Below are 15,246 nucleotides of genomic sequence, written 5' to 3'. Positions count from 1 at the left end.
GGCACACGCTACCGCCCCGCTGTGGCCCGGGCGCGCGGCTCAGGATTCGAGCGCGACCGCGGCCTCGGCCGTGTACACCAGGAAGGTGAGGCTCTGCTGGAAGTACAGCTGCACCGACTCGGCGTCGTGGGACAGGTAGCCGATCGAGAGGTCCTGTCCGAGCCGCAGGTCGTAGTCGCCGCCGCGGGTGGTGAGCACGAACGCGCCGTCGATGGCGGGCGCCCAGATGATCTCGCCGTCCGGGATGAGCCGTTCGATATGGGTGCGGATCGGGTGCCCGTGATCGGAGGTCTCGCTGACCGCCGTGAACAGGTCCGCGCTCAACAGCACCGAGTACGGCCCGTCGACGCCCGCCAGGCGCAACGCACTCAACGCGAGCGCCACCGACTCCGGCACCTGGCGCGGATCGCTGGGCAGCGCGATCGCCTGGTTGGTCGAACTCGCCCGGATGCCGGTGATATTCGCAGCGGGGTAGCCCTCGAAGATGGCACGATCCTCGGCGAAGGCGATCTTTTGCGCGGCGTCCTTCACCGGATCCAGATCGGTGTCCTTGGCACCGCGTTCCACGTTGTCGAGTTCCTCGCGGGACAACCGGAACGGCACCCGCAACTCGACCAGCGGCGCGACCACGCGCTGCCGGGCGAGCACGCCGTCGGCGGGTGGCGCGATCGAGTCGGTGTGCCCGGTGCCGACGGCCGCGTAGTCCAGGCCGTGCGGGCCGGACACATCCACGACGCGGCGGCCCGCGATATGCCGTTTGAAGGTGCGCGTCGCCTCTTCCTCGATCACCGACCATGCCTCGTCGGTGATCGGCGCGAGTTCGCGATGGAGGTTGTTCATGACTGCCTGCTCCTTTTCAACGTGCCGATACCGAGTGAGCCAGCGCCGATGTCGTTGGGCTGCACGTCTTCTGCTGCTGCGGTGTCGTCCGGCGGTGGGGGAAGTTCTTCCAGGAAATCGACGGTCGGCGCGAAGAACGAGGTGCCGGTGACCGCGATGGAGAAGTCGAGGATGCGGTCGTAGGCCGCCTCTTCGGTGCCGACGAACATGCGCGTCAGCATCAGCTCGGTGACGCTGGGCGTGGCCGCGTACGCGATGTAGTAGGTGCCGAACTCGCCGTCCTTGACGCTGCCGAACGGCATGTTGGCGCGCAGGATCTCGCGTTCGGTGCCGTCGGCGTCGACGATGGTGTTCACCGCGACGTGCGAGTCCGCCGGCTTGTCCGCGTCGGACAGCTCGAAATCGTCCAGCTTGGTACGGCCGATGATCTTTTCCTGCTGTTCGACGGTCAGCGCCCGCCAGTCCGCCAGCGGATGCAGGTACTTCTGCACGATGACGTAACTGCCGCCGCGGAATTCGGGATCCTCGTCGCCGACCAGCGCGGCCGCGTAGGCCGACTGGCCCTCGGGATTCTCCGTGCCGTCCACGAACCCGAGCAGGTCGCGCTGTTCGAAATAGCGGAAGCCGATGGTCTCGTCCACGATGGTGGCCGCGCCCGCGAGCCGGTCGCCGATGGTCATGGCGAGTTCGAAGCAGGCGTCCTGATTCTGGGCCCGGATGTGGAACAGCAGATCGCCCGGCGTCGCGGGGGCGCGGTGCTGAGCGCCGACGAAGCCGGGGAACTCGTGCAGTTCGGCGGGCTTGGGTCCGGCGAAGAGCCGATCCCAGGCGGCGGCGCCGATCGCGGTGACACAGCTGAGTCCGGCGCCGGGAATGCGGAATCCGACCGAGCGGCGCAGTCCGGCGATATCGGCGAGCGTGTCCCGCACGACCGCCTCGCCGCCCTCGTCGATGGTGGCCACGAGGAAGATCGCGGCCGGTGTGAGCGGTTCAAGAATCGACTGCGGCTCACTCATAGCCAAGAGCCTAATGCCCGTACCAAGATCACCGAGCAGATGGCACGGGCTCGCCGGCTACTACTTGGCGACCGTCAGCAGGAAGGCCACGTCGTCGACGGCTTTGACGCTGTGCCTGGCCTTGGGCACCACCAGCAGGTCGCCGGTCGAGCCCTTCCACTCGTTGGCGCCGCTGATCAGGGTGAGCGTGCCGCTGAGCACGAGCAGGGTGGCCTCGCCCGCGTTGTCGTGCTCGGCCAGGCTCTGGCCCGCGCTGAGGCCGACCACGGTCTGGCGCAGGGTGTTCGCGTGACCACCGTAGATCGTCTGCGAACTGCGTCCGCTCGTGGCGGTGCTGGCCAACTTGAGTTGTTGCCGAGCAACCGCAGTCAGCGATTTCTTGTCCATGGACCGCCTTTCGCAATGACAGCAGCCGGTGCGAGGGCTGGTCGCATCGGCTCGGGGACTCGGGCGGACTGGGCCCGGGCGCCACTTACCCTGGAGTATGCCCGACCGCGCAGCCTCTCGTGTCCGGTTTGCGGGGTGGCGGCGTTCTGTGATCGAACGGTGTCGTGCGCGGCGCGACGATCGGTTACTCGACCGCGATCAGTCAGCAGACCTGCGGATATAACGGCGGATTCGATAGTTCACGCCGGAGGTCGAGGCCTGCCACGGCGAGGTGTCGGCGTCCTTCCACTCGGGCCCGATGGGGGGCGCGTAGGCATCGCCGGCGACCTCGGTGTCCACCTCGGTGACGAGCAGATCGGTGGCGAAAGCCATGGCGGCGCGGTATATCTCACCGCCACCGGCGATCCACACGGTGTCCTGGCCGCTCAGCGCCAGCGCCTCGGGCACCGAGCCCGCGCGTTCGGCGCCCCCGGCGGCCCAGTCGGGCTGTCGGGTCACCACGATGTTGCGGCGACCCACCAGCGGCCGGAATCGAGGCGGCAGCGAATCCCAGGTCCGCCTGCCCATGATCACCGGATGGCCCATGGTGACGGCTTTGAAATTCGCCATGTCCTCGGGCACCCGCCAGGGGATGGTGTTGTCGGCACCGATGACGCCGTCGGGCGTCTGCGCCCAGATCAAGCCGATCGTGCGGGCGCCGCTGCCGTGCTGCCGGATACGGGCGTGGTCGTTCACACCGCGACCGGTGCCTTGATCGCCGGATGATGCTGGTAGCCGACCACTTCCACATCCTCGTAGACGTAGTCGAACAGCGTCGGCGCGGGACGCAGGCGCAGCGTCGGGAACGGGTACGGATCCCGGGACAGCTGCTCGTCAACCTGGTCGAGGTGGTTGTCGTAGATATGGCAGTCGCCACCGGTCCAGATGAAGTCGCCGGGCTCGAGCTCGGTCTGCTGCGCCACCATGTGGGTGAGCAGCGCGTAGCTGGCGATATTGAACGGCACGCCGAGGAAGAGGTCGGCGCTGCGCTGATACAGCTGGCAGGACAGCCGCCCGTCGGCCACGTAGAACTGGAAGAAGGCGTGGCAGGGGGCCAGCGCCATCTTGTTCAATTCAGCGACGTTCCAAGCCGATACCAGCATGCGCCGCGAGTCCGGGTTGGTGCGCAGCGTCTGCAGGACCTCGGAGATCTGGTCGATGTGCGTGCCGTCCGGCGTCGGCCAGGACCGCCACTGGACGCCGTAGACCGGGCCCAGTTCGCCGTCGGCATCGGCCCATTCGTCCCAGATGGAGACGCCGTGCTCCTGCAACCAGGTCGCGTTGGAATCGCCGCGCAGGAACCAGAGCAACTCGTAGACGATCGATTTCAGATGCACCTTTTTGGTGGTGATCAGCGGGAAGCCCGCGGCCAGGTCGTAGCGCAGCTGGTGACCGAAGATGCTGCGCGTGCCGGTGCCGGTGCGGTCCGCCTTGTTCGTGCCGGATGCGAGTACCAGTCGGAGCAGGTCCTCGTACTGGGTATCGGTCGTCGCCACGCCTGCCGACTCTAGTCTTCGTGGCGTTTGGCAAGCTCGGCGCATGCACAAGCTCTCGGTCATCGGCATCGGCGCGGGCGATCCCGACCAGGTGACGATGCAGGCCGTCAAAGCGTTGCGGCAGGTCGACGTGTTCTTCGTGATCGGCAAGGGCGCGGAGAAACAGGAGCTGGTCGACGTGCGGACCGCGATCCTGGCCGAGCACGCCGAGCGGCCGTATCGGATCGTGGAAATCGCCGATCCGCCGCGAGATCGCGCGCCCGCCGACTACCAGGGCGTCGTCGAGGATTGGCACGAGCGCCGGGCCGCGCTGCTGGAGGCGGCGTTCGCCGCGGCCGAGGGCGTCGGCGGCTTGCTGGTGTGGGGCGACCCGTCGCTGTACGACAGCACCCTGCGGATGATCGAGCGGGTGCTCGCCCGCGGCACCGTGCGGTTCGACTACGAGGTGATCCCGGGCGTCACCAGTGTGCAGGCGCTGGCCGCGCGGCATCGCATGGTGCTGCACCGGATCGGCGAGCCGGTGCACATCACGACCGGCCGGCGGCTGCGGGCGGAAGGGCTCGCCGATTCGGCGGTGGTGCTGCTGGACGGCGAGTGCGCGTTCACCGAGGTGCCGGGGAACGATGTACATATTTGGTGGGGCGCCTACCTCGGCATGCCGGACGAGACCTTGATCGCGGGCCCGCTGCGCGAGGTCGAACAGCAGATCGTCGAGCGCCGGACCCACCTGCGTGCCGAGAAAGGCTGGATCATGGACGTCTACCTGCTGCGTCGCGGCTGAATTTCCGGCCCGGCCGGCCTGCTGATGTCAGTGGCCGCCGGTAGCCTGGGCATGTGCCCGAACTACCTGAAGTGGAGGCGTTGGCGCAGTTCCTCCGGGAACATGCGGTCGGCGCCGTGGTGGGGCGTGTGGATGTCGCGGCGTTGAGCGCCGTGAAGACCTTCGATCCGCCGGTGACCGCGCTGTCCGGCCGGGATGTGACGGGCGCGGGTCGCTGGGGCAAATTCCTCGGCATGGACTGCGGCGGCCTGTGGCTGATCACGCATCTGTCCCGGGGCGGCTGGTTGCGCTGGATCGATGAGCCGAGCCAGACGCCGCCGAAGCCGGGCGGCAAGAGTCCGTTGGCGTTGCGCGTGCACTTCTTCACCCCCGAGGGCGCGACGCCCGCGATCGATCTGACCGAGGCCGGCACCAAGAAGCGGCTCGCGGTGTACATCGTGGACGACCCGAAGCTGGTCCCCGGCATCGCCAGGCTCGGGCCCGACGCGCTCGCGGTGACCGAGGAGGAGTTCGCCGAGATCCTGTGCGGCGCCTCGCAGCGGATCAAGACCGCGATCGTCGACCAGACCCTGCTGGCGGGCATCGGCAATGCCTACTCCGACGAGATACTGCACACCGCACGGATATCGCCGTTCGCCAACACCAAAACCCTTGCAGCGGACAAGGTCTCCGAGTTGTACGCGGCGATGCGGGCGGTGCTGTCCGACGCCGTGCAACGGTCGGTCGGCCAGGACGCCGCCCGGCTCAAAGGCGAGAAACGCTCCGGCATGCAGGTGCACGCGCGGACCGGTCTGCCGTGCCCGGTCTGCGGCGACACCGTCCGTGAGGTCTCCTACGCGGAGCGTTCCTTCCAGTACTGCCCGACCTGTCAGACCGGCGGCAAGATCTTGGCCGACCGCCGGATGTCGCGCCTGCTCAAGTAGCCCGCGCGCGCAAGGTGGGGATTCGGATATCTTGCCAGGCAAGGCGTTTGGCTTGGTCCGGGTCGTGCTCGACGCGCGTGGGATAGTCGATGATCAGCGTCGTGCGGCGGGATTCGGTGTAGGGCGGCCAGGACGGCAGCGGCGCGCCGGTGCGCGCGAGCGCGAGCCAGTTGTCCTGGAACTGGCGGGTCACGGCTTGTAGCCCGCGCCGGCCGCCGGCCGCGGTGAAGGCGATGCCGAACGAGGCCTCGCCGCCGCCGAAGACGGGCACCAGGTCGGTGGCGTGCGAGGCTCCCAGTCCGAGGAGCTGCAACGCGCGCGGCGCGAAGTCGTACCGGTAGGCGTAGGTGGGCGCGTACTTGCTGTGCCCCGCCATCACGCGGACCGAGGGCCGCCAGAAGACGAAATCGCCGCCCGCGCGCACGGCCGCCCGCGCCGCCGGATACCCGGGATAGGCTGCGGCGATACGGGATTCGGCCGCGGCGGAACCGACCGCGGCCCGCAGGCGCTCCGCCGTGGTGGGCAGCGAGTCGGCGAACTTCGCGAACAGCGTCCCTTCGTCGCGGTTGGTGCCGATGATCAGCGGCACTCGGTGCGCGTTGCCGTCGACGATTGCGTCGATCGGCGCCTGCGGCAGGAAATCGCCGTCGACCACGGGAGCGACCGGGAACAAGCCGCGATGCTCGCGCAGCACCCTGCCGCTGCTCCGGTCGACCGCGCGCCGGATATCGTTGGCGCTTGCGGTGCGCAGCGTCTGCGCCGCGGTCTCCGGGGTGGCGCCGAGTTCGGTGACGCACCGGCGCGCGAAGGCCCGGGCGTCCTCGGCGGTCATCGCCCAGTCCGCCGGCGGGCTCTGCGAAATGGCTTGATGGAAAAGGCCTTTCGCGGCGGGCGTGGCGAGCAGGCTCAATACCGCATGCGCGCCCGCCGATTCGCCGAAGATCGTCACGTTGTCCGGATCGCCGCCGAACGCCGCGATATTGGCCCGCACCCAGCGCAACGCGGCGACCTGGTCGCGCAGGCCCAGGTTCGACTCGAAAGTGTGCGCCGGAGTGCTGAACTCGCTGAAATCGACATACCCGAACGCGCCGAGCCGGTAGTTCAGCGACACCATGACCACGTCCCCGCGCAGGGCCAGCCGGGCGCCGGAGTAGAGGCCCAGCGCCGAGGTGCCGATGAGGTACCCACCACCGTGGATGAACACGAGTACCGGACGCGGCGTGGCGGACGGTGTGACGGGCACGGTGACATTCAGTGTCAGCGCGTCCTCGTTGGTGGGCTGATAGCGCCGCGGACCGATCCGCGCGCCGGTGCGGTGCTGCATCGCGGCGAACCCGAATTCGGTGCACTCGCGCACCCCGGTCCAGGGGAGCACCGGCTGCGGAGCGCGAAAGCGCAAGTCACCCACCGGTGGGGCCGCGTAGGGGAGGGACCGCCAGCGCAGCACGCGGCGGCCACGACGACCCCGGACGACTCCGTCGGCGGTCTGGATATCTGTCGATGCCACCATTCACCGATGGTAGCTACGCGCGGCGGGCCTCCAACAGACGTAACCAGAACTCGCTCACGGCGGGAAACGCAGGCACTGCGTGCCACAGCGTTGCCAGCGGCACCTTGCCCACCACCGCGATGGTGGCCGCGTGCAGCTGCTCGCCCACTTCGGGGCCGACGAAGGTGGCGCCGAGCAGTGTGTCGGCGGCCGCATCGATGACCAGTTTGGCGTGGCCCGCGAAGTCGTTGCGCGCCAACGAGGATCCGGCCACGGCGATATCGAGTTCCACCGTCTCGACGGCGTGGCCCGCGGCGCGTGCGGCCGCCTCGGTGAGTCCGACGGAGGCCACCTCCGGCGCGGTGAACACCACCTGGGGGACCTGTGCGTGATCGGCGCTCGCGGCGAACCGGGCGCCGGCGAGCGGACGCCCTTCGGCGCGGGCGGCGATCACGTCACCGCACACCCTGGCCTGGTACTTGCCCATATGCGTGAGGGCGGCGCGATGGTTCAGGTCGCCGACGCAGTACAGCCAGTCACCGTCCACGCCACGCACGGTCAGCTGGTCGTCGACTTCGACGTAGCCGTCCGGCAGGCCGACCTCGGCCAAGCCGAGACCCGCGGTGGCCGGCGTGCGTCCCGCGGCCACGATGATCTCGTCGACCTCGATCTCGTCGTCGCCCTGCGCGTGGTGCACCCGCACCGTGACCGGGCCGCCGTGCACGCGTCCCTCGCCGGTGTCCTTCGCGTCGGGGCGGCGCACGCTCACCGGAGTGGTGTTCAGCAGGACGCGCACGCCGCGCTCGGTGAGCGCCGCGACGACGCGTTCGCCCGCGAACGGTTCCGCGGAGGTCAGCACGCCATCGCCACGCACGACCAGGCTGACCTGCGCGCCGAGCGCGGCCAGCCAGGTCGCCGCCTCGCATGCGACGACCCCACCGCCGAGGACGAGCACCCGCTCGGGCACCTCGTGCAGATTCGTGGCGTCGCGGGAGATCCACGGCAGCGCGTCGCGCAGGCCGGGTATGTCGGGAATGTTCGCGGTGGTGCCGGTCGCCAGGACGACCGCGTGGCGCGCGGTCAGCGTCCGGCCCTCGACCTCGACGCGGCGCGGACCGGCGAGTCGCCCGGTGCCGCGCACCACGTCGATGCGATTGTCGTTCGCCCATTTCACCTGGGAGGTGTCGTCGTGCCCGGCGAACGAATCGCGACGCCGCAGCACGGCGGCGACGTCGAGGCCGGTCGCGGTGATCCCGTCCATCGCCTGCGCGGCGGCGAGCACATGACCCGGCCGCAACAGCGCCTTGCTGGGAATGCAGGCCCAGTAGGAACATTCGCCGCCGACGAGTTCGCGTTCCACGAGCACGGCGGTGCGCTCGCTCCCGGCGATCGCGTAGGCGGCGGCGTTCTCGCCCGCCGGTCCGCCACCGATCACGATGACGTCGTATTCGGTCGTCTCGCTCGGCATCGTCGTGGCTACTGCAGGTAGCCCTCGACCTGCGCCGGTGAGCTGGGTTCGGCGCCGTCCGGGGACTCGCCCTGGTCGATCCGCGCCCGGCGATGCCGCAGCAGATCCCACGCCTGGTCCAGCATCACCTCGAGCTCGGCGAGCTGCCGGCGTTCGGTCTTGGGGTCGAGCTCACCCTTGGTGGCCTGTGCGCGGAGCTCGTGCTCCTGCTCGACCAGTGCCTTGATGCGTGCCAGAACGTCCTGTTCGGTCATGTCGACCATGCTACGACCGCGCCAGGCACGCGGCGGCGATCGGGACGGCCGCGGCCAGGTCGGGCCAGGACAGCGCGGTGTAGCCGAGCGCGACACCGAAGTGTCGTCGCGGGCCGAGGTGGTAGCGGGCCAATCCGTCCAGCGCGACGCCCTGCGCGCGGGCCAGCGTCACCGCACGTTCCTCGGACTCGGCCGAGGCGAGCGGCACCACGACGTGGGTGCCCGCGTCGTCGCCGAGCACGTCGAGCCCACGGCGGCGCAGCTCGGCCACCACCAGGGCCCGGCGCGGCGGCAGCTCGCGGCGCAGCCTGCGCAGATGCCGGGCCAGATCGCCGTGCGCGGCCAGCGACACGAACACCTGCTGACCCGCCGGACTCGGGCAGGTGCCGGTCCGGTTCCGGTGCGCGACCACAGCGTCGGCGATCGCGGGCCGGGCGACCAGCCAGCCGACGCCGAGACTGGGCGAGAGGATCTTGCTCGTCGTGCCGAGGTGCACCACGACGTCCGGTGCCATCGCCGCGAGGAGCGGCAAAGGCGCGGTGTCGTAACGCAATTCGCCGTCGTAGTCGTCTTCGATAATCAGCAGGCCGTGCCGCCTGGCGTGTTCGACGAGGGCGACGCGGCGCGCGGCGGGCAGTCGGGGGCCGAGCGGAAACTGGTGCGCCGGCGTGCAATACACGGCCTTGATCTGCGGCGGCAGCAGGTCGACGCGCAGGCCGTGCGCGTCGACCGGCACCGGCAACACGCGCACCCCGGCCGCCGCGAAAGCGCCTGCGGCCCGGTGATATCCGGGATCCTCCAAGGCCACCGCGTCACCCGGCTGCAGCAGCGCGGCGGCGAGTTCGCCTACCGCGGAACTGGTTCCGGCGGTCGCGAGCAGGGTGGTGTCGCTGCCCGCGCCCAGGCCACGGTGGCGCAGCAGATGTTCGACGATCGCGGTGCGGTACTCCGGCTCACCGGCGCGGTCGCGGCGCACCATCGGCGACAGGTCGGCGGCGGAGCGCCACGCACGCCGCCAGGCGGCGCGGTCGATGGCGTCGGAGCATGGTGCGCCGGGTTCCAGGTCGCGCAGTTGCGGTTCGCTGTCCTGGGCTCCGGACCGGAACGCGCGGGTGGGCGTGGCGGGCGGCGCGGTGGTGAGGTAGGTGCCCGAGCCGCGCTTGCCGTCGATCCAGCCCTCGGCGTGCAGTTGGTCGTAAGCCGCGGCCACCACGGTCCGGCTGACACCGAGCCGGACCGCGAGCGAACGCGAGGACGGCAGCCGGTCGCCGCCGCGCAGCAGGCCGTTCGTCGCCGCGGCCCGCAACCCGTCGGCGACCTGGACCGACAACGGTGCGGGCAGCGCGCGGTCGAGATCGAGGGGGAGTTCGTCGAGCACGGTGACCTCAAAAGTGGACTGTGTAGATTTCGCTGAATTGGCACTTTGATAATGCCACTATGCCCCCGATCCTGGTCATATGACCCGCTCAGCCGATGCCCGGACCCCGCTCTCGCCGACCCCGCGCAGCACCGTGACACGCTCGAAGGAGCGGGCGCGCAGCGATCGAGCCGAACTCGACGCGGTGCTCGACGCGGGCCTGATCTGCCACCTCGGCGTGCTGCTCGGCGGCGCGCCCGTGGTGCTGCCGACCATCTACGGGCGGGCGGGTGACACCCTCTACCTGCACGGCTCGACCGGCGCGGGCAATCTGCGGGCGGCCATGGCCGGGCCCATCTCGGTCGCCGTCACCCTGGTCGACGGCATCGTCTATGCCCGTTCGGCGATGCACTTCTCGATGAACTACCGCTCCGCGGTCGTGCACGGTCGTGCGGTGGAGGTCACCGATCCGGCGCAGCGGGTGCGCGCGCTCGAGGTGATCACCGAGCATGCCGCGCCGGGGGCGTGGTCGCGGGTGCGGCCGCCGAGCAAGAAGGAACTCGCCGCCACCATGGTGCTCGCGCTGGATCTCACCGAAGCCTCGGTGAAGGTCAGGTCGGGCGGACCCAACGACGACGCGGCCGATATCGAGACCGGGGGCGTATGGGCCGGTGTGCTGCCCGTGCGGCAGGTCTGGGACGCGCCGATCGGTTCCGCCGATCTGGACCCGGGCGTCGAGGTGCCGTCCGATGTGCTCGACCGAACCGACCGCACCCTGATCCCGGTGCGCTGAATTCGGACACCGAATCCGATTGCCGAGTTGTAGCTGTGCGCCGGACGCCGCGGACCCTATGGTGGGGTGGCTGATAGTTCCGCACCACCCCCTCAGGCCCGGAGGTGAGCGTGACGAGGTATCGGAAGACGTTCGCGGCGACGGCGGCCATCCTGGTCGTCGCCGTCGCACTGGCGATCAGTCTGCAGTTGTATGCCGTGCAGAAGAATCACGGCCAGACCGTGCACATGATCGGCGACATCGACACCCCGGACCGCATCGATCTCGACGTGACGATCATCCAGATCGATGCCGTCATGCAGGAGATGAGCGTTCAGGTACTGCCGACTCCGCGCGGCGCGCTCGCCGACGAGTTCGGCCGGTTCCGGGTGGACACGGCGATCGAGCTGTATGGGTTGAAGCCGCAGCCGATTCAGGCGAAAGCCGGTGAGTTGCTGTCCGCGTCGGAGCTGCGTATCGCCATGGGCGGCAACGGGATGATCACCGACTATCCGTTCGACAGATACACCGCCGACATCGATGTCCTCGCGACCAGCGGTGCGGCCACCGTGCCGATCTCGATCAATCTGTACAGCCTCGACACCTTCTTCAAGGTGGCGCCGAAGGTGAACGACGAGCAGCGCGGTGACGTGGTCGGAAGCGTTGTGACAGTAGCGCGTTCGACCGCGTCGCTCACCTTCGCGCTCTTCGTCATCGTGCTGATGCTCGGCCTGGCACTGGCCGCCGCGACCGCCGCGTTCTACGTGCTGTCCGGCCGGCGCGGGCTGATCTGGCCGGCGAATACCTTGATGGCCGCGGTGCTGTTCGCAATGATCCCGCTGCGCAACGCGGTTCCGGGTGGACCGCCCATCGGGTCGGTCATCGACTTCGGCTCGTTCTTCATCGCCGAGACCGTGGTGGCGCTGTCGTTGATCTGCACGGTGCTGATCGGCTATCGGCACGAGATCGGGAACGAGCGAGCCGCGGCGTCGTCCGATCCGGCATTGTGACGCCGGTCACCGTGCGGGCGACGGGATTTAGTGACGGTATTTGTGCATCTGACGGGAAGGCACCTTGTTCGGGTGCACTAACGAGGTTTGTTCGCTCGCCGCTATTGTGCGGAGCGGTTTGTCTGTGCAAACAATGTGCGGGTGACTGCTCGCACTGATGCCGCTGCGCTGGACGACCTGTCGAAATATGTCCGGACGGTATTGCCCGAAGTGACCCGGGACCTGCTGACCGAGGTCCTCAGTGCGGTGCCCGATTATCGGGAGTTGTCCGCCGACGCCAGGGAGGACCTGCCGCAGGCCGCGGAGGCCAATCTCCGCCTGTTCCTGCGGTCGCTGTCGGACCGGCGACCGCCGGACAAGGACGCGCTGACCGAACTGATCGAGATCGCGGTGCGCCGGGCCAGGGCTGGAATCCCTTTGGACACAGTGCTTTCGGTGTATCACCACGGTGCGATCGCGGCCTGGAACTCGGTCGCGGCCGCCGCGACCGCACCGGCGCAGCGGGAGCAGCTGCTGGCCGCGGTGCCGTATGTGCTCGGCTACCTCGGCGCCGTCACGCCCGGCGTCGCGAGCGCCTATCTGCGCGAGCGCCAGGATCTGCACTGGGAGCAGCGGGAAGCCAAGCGGGCGGTGGCACAGGCGCTGGTGCACGGCACACCCGCGGACCTGCTCGCCGAGCGGTTCGGCATCTCGCTCGACGGCGGGTTCCGGGTCTTGGTCTTCCGGTTGGCCGAGGCGGATCCGGCCGGCGCGAATCGGCCGGTGTTACGTGTCGTGCAGGCCGAGGTCGACGCGGTGTCCGGCCGGGCCTTGAGCACCGTCGAGCGCGGCGGCGGTGTCTTGCTCGTGCCCGGCATGGACGGTGACGCCGACGCGGCGTTGGACACTTTCGTCGCCAGGGTCGCCCAAGGCACAGGCGTGCGCACGGTGGCGGGTTTCGCGACCGCCGCCGACGTCACCGACATTCCGGCGGCGGCCGAGGAAGCCGGTGAAATCGCCAGGCTCGCTTACCAACTCCATCGTCCCAGCGCGGTGTACCGGATGGCGGACCTGGCGCTGCAATACCAGCTCGCCCGGCCCGGTCCCGCGCGTACCTGGCTGCTCACGCTGCTGGCGCCGCTGCACGATCAGGCGCATCTGCTCGACGCGCTGCGGGCGCTGATCGACAACGACTACAACCGCCAGCAAGCCGCGGCCGCCCTTGTGGTGCACCGCAATACGCTCAACTACCGGCTCAACCGGATCGCCACCGTCACCGGCTACGACCCCAACCGACCGGATCACGCGCAGCTGTTCGCCGCGGCGCTCACCGCGCACGATATCGACGCGATGGAATGAGTGCCGATCACCACGCTCGCACCGGCAGGTCGATGGTCGCCGCGGTCTGCGACGCCAGATCGGTTAGAGCACTGTCGGATTCGATACGTGCCGGGTCGAGGCCGACCAAGGCCACCACGTAGTCATCGGCGATGCGGCACAGGTAGCCGGACAGCCGGGTTCGCGGTAACTGCCCGGCGGTCAGGCCGGGGTGGATGGCCCGCGCAGCGACGCCGGTGCAGCGGTGCGTGCCCAATGCGGTGAGCGTGGCGGGCAGCGTTCCGATGTTGGAGCACAGGATGTCTCGCTCTCCCGCACCCTTGGACAACGCGTACGCCCAGCGATCCGGGATGACCTGGAGCAGTTCCTCGGGCATGCCGCCGGGGCTCGACATGCGGCGCTCGTACGCGGCGCGGGCCTGCGCGCGGATCGAGGCGGGGGTGTCGGTGCGATGTACGTCGATGGCGGTCATGGCGAGGTCGTTGTCCACCCGGGGTTCGTCACGGGTGTCGACCGGCAGGCTGGCCTCGATCACCGCGGCGGGAAAACCACAGGCCCACAGCGTATTCGCGATCAACCAGATGAACACGCTGTTGGTGGTGCCGCCGTGCGCCATGGCGGCTCGATCCCAATCGGCCACGGAGCACTGAAGGACCGCGCTGTGTACGGCGGCATCGCCGGACGGTGCGTCGACGCGGTCGGGGGCGGCGGGTGGGCGCGCGGGGATGCCACCCCGCAACGCCCGCACGGTGCCGCGTACGACGGTGGACCACTGCCGCCCGGCATCGGCCCAGTCCGATCCGGGCACCGGCGCTCCGGCGTGCAGCTCCGTGCCGCCCAGCGCGTCATCCACCGCGAGCGCCAGCGCGCGACCGTCGGCGAGCGCGTGCGAGCAGGTCAGGGCGACAACGGAACCCCCGTCGGTAAGTGCGGTCGCGGACAGCCGCCAGCCGGGTCCGGTCTCGGGATCGAGGTCGGCGCCCTGGGCGTCGGCCCACGGGAACAGCGCGGCGCAGGAGATCGGCTGTTCGTGCCACGCCAGCGGGTGCGCGCGGGTATTGGCCTGCCAGGCCCGGCGCGCTCCGGGCACGCGGGGACGAACGACCCTGCGCCCCAACGGGCCGGTGCGCAGCGTCGCGTGGATCCGCCGGAGCAACTCGGCCTCGATCCGATCGGCCGTGCGCCACAAACCTTGCAGCGCAATGGGAGTGCCCAGTCCGCGGTGGGTCCGGAGGAAGATCTCGTCGACGACGCTCAGCCTGCCGGGGGCGCTCACGCTTTCGTGCCGTGCCTGCCCGCGCCGGAGGCGAAGCGCTGGGCTCCGTCGAGGGCGCCGTTGGCGAGCGCGGTCATGCCGTGCCGAAGTTCGTTGCGTAGCGCGGCCGCTTCGTCCATGCCGTCCTGCTCGAGCAGCGACAACCGGTCCGAGCGCAGGCACGCCTGCGGCAGGGCGGCGAGTTCGGCGGCCAGTTGTTCTGCGGCACTGCGGGCTTCGCCGGTCGGGACAACCCGGTTGACCAGCCCGATCTGCAGGGCCTCGGCGGCGTCCACGGGACGGCCGGTGAGCACCAGGTCCATCGCGCGTCCGGTGCCGATGATGCGGGGCAGGCGCAGGGTGCCGCCGTCGATCAGCGGCACGCCCCAGCGGCGGCAGAACACGCCGAAGGTGCTGTCCTGCTCGGCGACCCGCAGATCGCACCACAGCGCGAGTTCCAGACCGCCCGCGACCGCGTAGCCGGAGACCGCGGCGATCACCGGCTTGGACAGGCGCATCCGGGTCGGCCCCATCGGGCCGTCGCCGTCCTCGGTGACCTGATTGGACCGTTCGGTGCCGAGGCCCTTGAGGTCCGCGCCCGCGCAGAAGGTGCCGCCGTCGCCCCACAGCACGGCCACCGCGGCGTCGGGATCGGCGTCGAATTCGCGGAAGGCGTCGGCCAGGGCGGCGGCGGTCGGGCCGTCGACCGCGTTGCGTGCCTCGGGCCGGTGCAGGATCACCGTGGTCACCGCGCCGTTGCGCTCGATTCGTACGTTCACGACCCCGACCATACGCCGTAAAACCGCCCTTGTGGCAAGAAATGAATTTATGGTTCACTTCTT

General features: G+C 69.7%; 16 protein-coding genes. 5 read left to right on the top strand and 11 right to left on the bottom strand.

Annotated features, from left to right (window positions below; genetic code table 11):
• Positions 1-39: 39 nt before the first annotated feature.
• From O3I_RS37965 to O3I_RS37945, 5 genes are all read right to left on the bottom strand, one after another.
• Positions 40-840, bottom strand: a complete 801-nt coding sequence (locus tag O3I_RS37965; RefSeq protein WP_014988360.1) for a family 1 encapsulin nanocompartment shell protein — start codon at positions 838-840, stop codon at positions 40-42.
• Positions 837-1,856 carry a Dyp-type peroxidase gene (locus O3I_RS37960; RefSeq protein WP_014988359.1) on the bottom strand — a complete coding sequence of 340 codons (1,020 nt, stop codon included), beginning with the start codon at positions 1,854-1,856 and terminating at the stop codon, positions 837-839. The genes O3I_RS37965 and O3I_RS37960 overlap by 4 nt, the downstream gene beginning before the upstream one ends.
• Positions 1,857-1,916: 60 nt before the next feature.
• Positions 1,917-2,243, bottom strand: a complete 327-nt coding sequence (locus tag O3I_RS37955) for a cupin domain-containing protein (RefSeq protein ID WP_014988358.1) — start codon at positions 2,241-2,243, stop codon at positions 1,917-1,919.
• Between the two features lie 198 nt (positions 2,244-2,441).
• A complete protein-coding gene (locus tag O3I_RS37950) occupies positions 2,442-2,978 on the bottom strand; it encodes a dihydrofolate reductase (RefSeq protein ID WP_014988357.1) in 537 nt (178 codons plus the stop codon).
• Positions 2,975-3,823 carry a thymidylate synthase gene (locus O3I_RS37945; protein ID WP_051066838.1) on the bottom strand — a complete coding sequence of 283 codons (849 nt, stop codon included), beginning with the start codon at positions 3,821-3,823 and terminating at the stop codon, positions 2,975-2,977. Before O3I_RS37945 ends, O3I_RS37950 begins: the two co-directional genes overlap by 4 nt.
• On the opposite strand from O3I_RS37945, the gene cobF reads away from it, so the two are divergent.
• Together cobF and O3I_RS37935 are read left to right on the top strand one after the other, a co-directional pair.
• Positions 3,822-4,559, top strand: a complete 738-nt coding sequence (gene cobF, locus O3I_RS37940) for a precorrin-6A synthase (deacetylating) (RefSeq protein ID WP_014988355.1) — start codon at positions 3,822-3,824, stop codon at positions 4,557-4,559. The genes O3I_RS37945 and cobF overlap by 2 nt on opposite strands.
• Positions 4,560-4,612: 53 nt before the next feature.
• Positions 4,613-5,482 carry an Fpg/Nei family DNA glycosylase gene (locus O3I_RS37935; protein ID WP_014988354.1) on the top strand — a complete coding sequence of 290 codons (870 nt, stop codon included), beginning with the start codon at positions 4,613-4,615 and terminating at the stop codon, positions 5,480-5,482.
• Here the strand turns inward: O3I_RS37935 and O3I_RS37930 are convergent.
• Genes O3I_RS37930 through O3I_RS37915 form a run of 4 tightly spaced genes read right to left on the bottom strand, consistent with a single transcriptional unit; the run spans position 5,475 to position 10,071 of the window.
• Positions 5,475-6,992 carry a carboxylesterase/lipase family protein gene (locus O3I_RS37930; RefSeq protein WP_041563132.1) on the bottom strand — a complete coding sequence of 506 codons (1,518 nt, stop codon included), beginning with the start codon at positions 6,990-6,992 and terminating at the stop codon, positions 5,475-5,477. The genes O3I_RS37935 and O3I_RS37930 overlap by 8 nt on opposite strands.
• Before the next feature lie 13 nt (positions 6,993-7,005).
• Complete coding sequence (locus tag O3I_RS37925) at positions 7,006-8,439, bottom strand: dihydrolipoyl dehydrogenase family protein (protein WP_014988352.1); 1,434 nt, start codon at positions 8,437-8,439, stop codon at positions 7,006-7,008.
• Between the two features lie 8 nt (positions 8,440-8,447).
• The gene (locus O3I_RS37920; protein ID WP_014988351.1) at positions 8,448-8,693 is read right to left on the bottom strand and encodes a DUF2630 family protein; all 246 of its coding nucleotides are present in this window, start codon (positions 8,691-8,693) and stop codon (positions 8,448-8,450) included.
• 10 nt (positions 8,694-8,703) lie between these two features.
• A complete protein-coding gene (locus tag O3I_RS37915; protein WP_014988350.1) occupies positions 8,704-10,071 on the bottom strand; it encodes a PLP-dependent aminotransferase family protein in 1,368 nt (455 codons plus the stop codon).
• Between the two features lie 79 nt (positions 10,072-10,150).
• Between O3I_RS37915 and O3I_RS37910 the strand changes: the two genes are divergently transcribed.
• The 3 genes from O3I_RS37910 to O3I_RS37900 all read left to right on the top strand — a co-directional run bounded on the left by O3I_RS37910 (position 10,151) and on the right by O3I_RS37900 (position 13,170).
• Positions 10,151-10,843 carry a pyridoxamine 5'-phosphate oxidase family protein gene (locus tag O3I_RS37910; protein WP_014988349.1) on the top strand — a complete coding sequence of 231 codons (693 nt, stop codon included), beginning with the start codon at positions 10,151-10,153 and terminating at the stop codon, positions 10,841-10,843.
• 110 nt (positions 10,844-10,953) lie between these two features.
• Positions 10,954-11,832 carry a DUF4436 domain-containing protein gene (locus tag O3I_RS37905; protein WP_014988348.1) on the top strand — a complete coding sequence of 293 codons (879 nt, stop codon included), beginning with the start codon at positions 10,954-10,956 and terminating at the stop codon, positions 11,830-11,832.
• A gap of 141 nt (positions 11,833-11,973) precedes the next feature.
• The gene (locus O3I_RS37900; RefSeq protein WP_141692081.1) at positions 11,974-13,170 is read left to right on the top strand and encodes a PucR family transcriptional regulator; all 1,197 of its coding nucleotides are present in this window, start codon (positions 11,974-11,976) and stop codon (positions 13,168-13,170) included.
• A gap of 7 nt (positions 13,171-13,177) precedes the next feature.
• Here the strand turns inward: O3I_RS37900 and O3I_RS37895 are convergent, their stop codons facing one another.
• A complete protein-coding gene (locus tag O3I_RS37895) occupies positions 13,178-14,425 on the bottom strand; it encodes a hypothetical protein (protein ID WP_014988346.1) in 1,248 nt (415 codons plus the stop codon).
• Positions 14,422-15,195, bottom strand: a complete 774-nt coding sequence (locus tag O3I_RS37890; protein WP_041563131.1) for a crotonase/enoyl-CoA hydratase family protein — start codon at positions 15,193-15,195, stop codon at positions 14,422-14,424. The genes O3I_RS37895 and O3I_RS37890 overlap by 4 nt, the downstream gene beginning before the upstream one ends.
• Positions 15,196-15,246 lie beyond the last annotated feature (51 nt).

The sequence above is a fragment of the Nocardia brasiliensis ATCC 700358 genome, assembly GCF_000250675.2.
Classification (GTDB): Bacteria; Actinomycetota; Actinomycetes; order Mycobacteriales; family Mycobacteriaceae; genus Nocardia; species Nocardia brasiliensis_B.
This window is presented reverse-complemented; position numbering and strand designations above follow the sequence as displayed.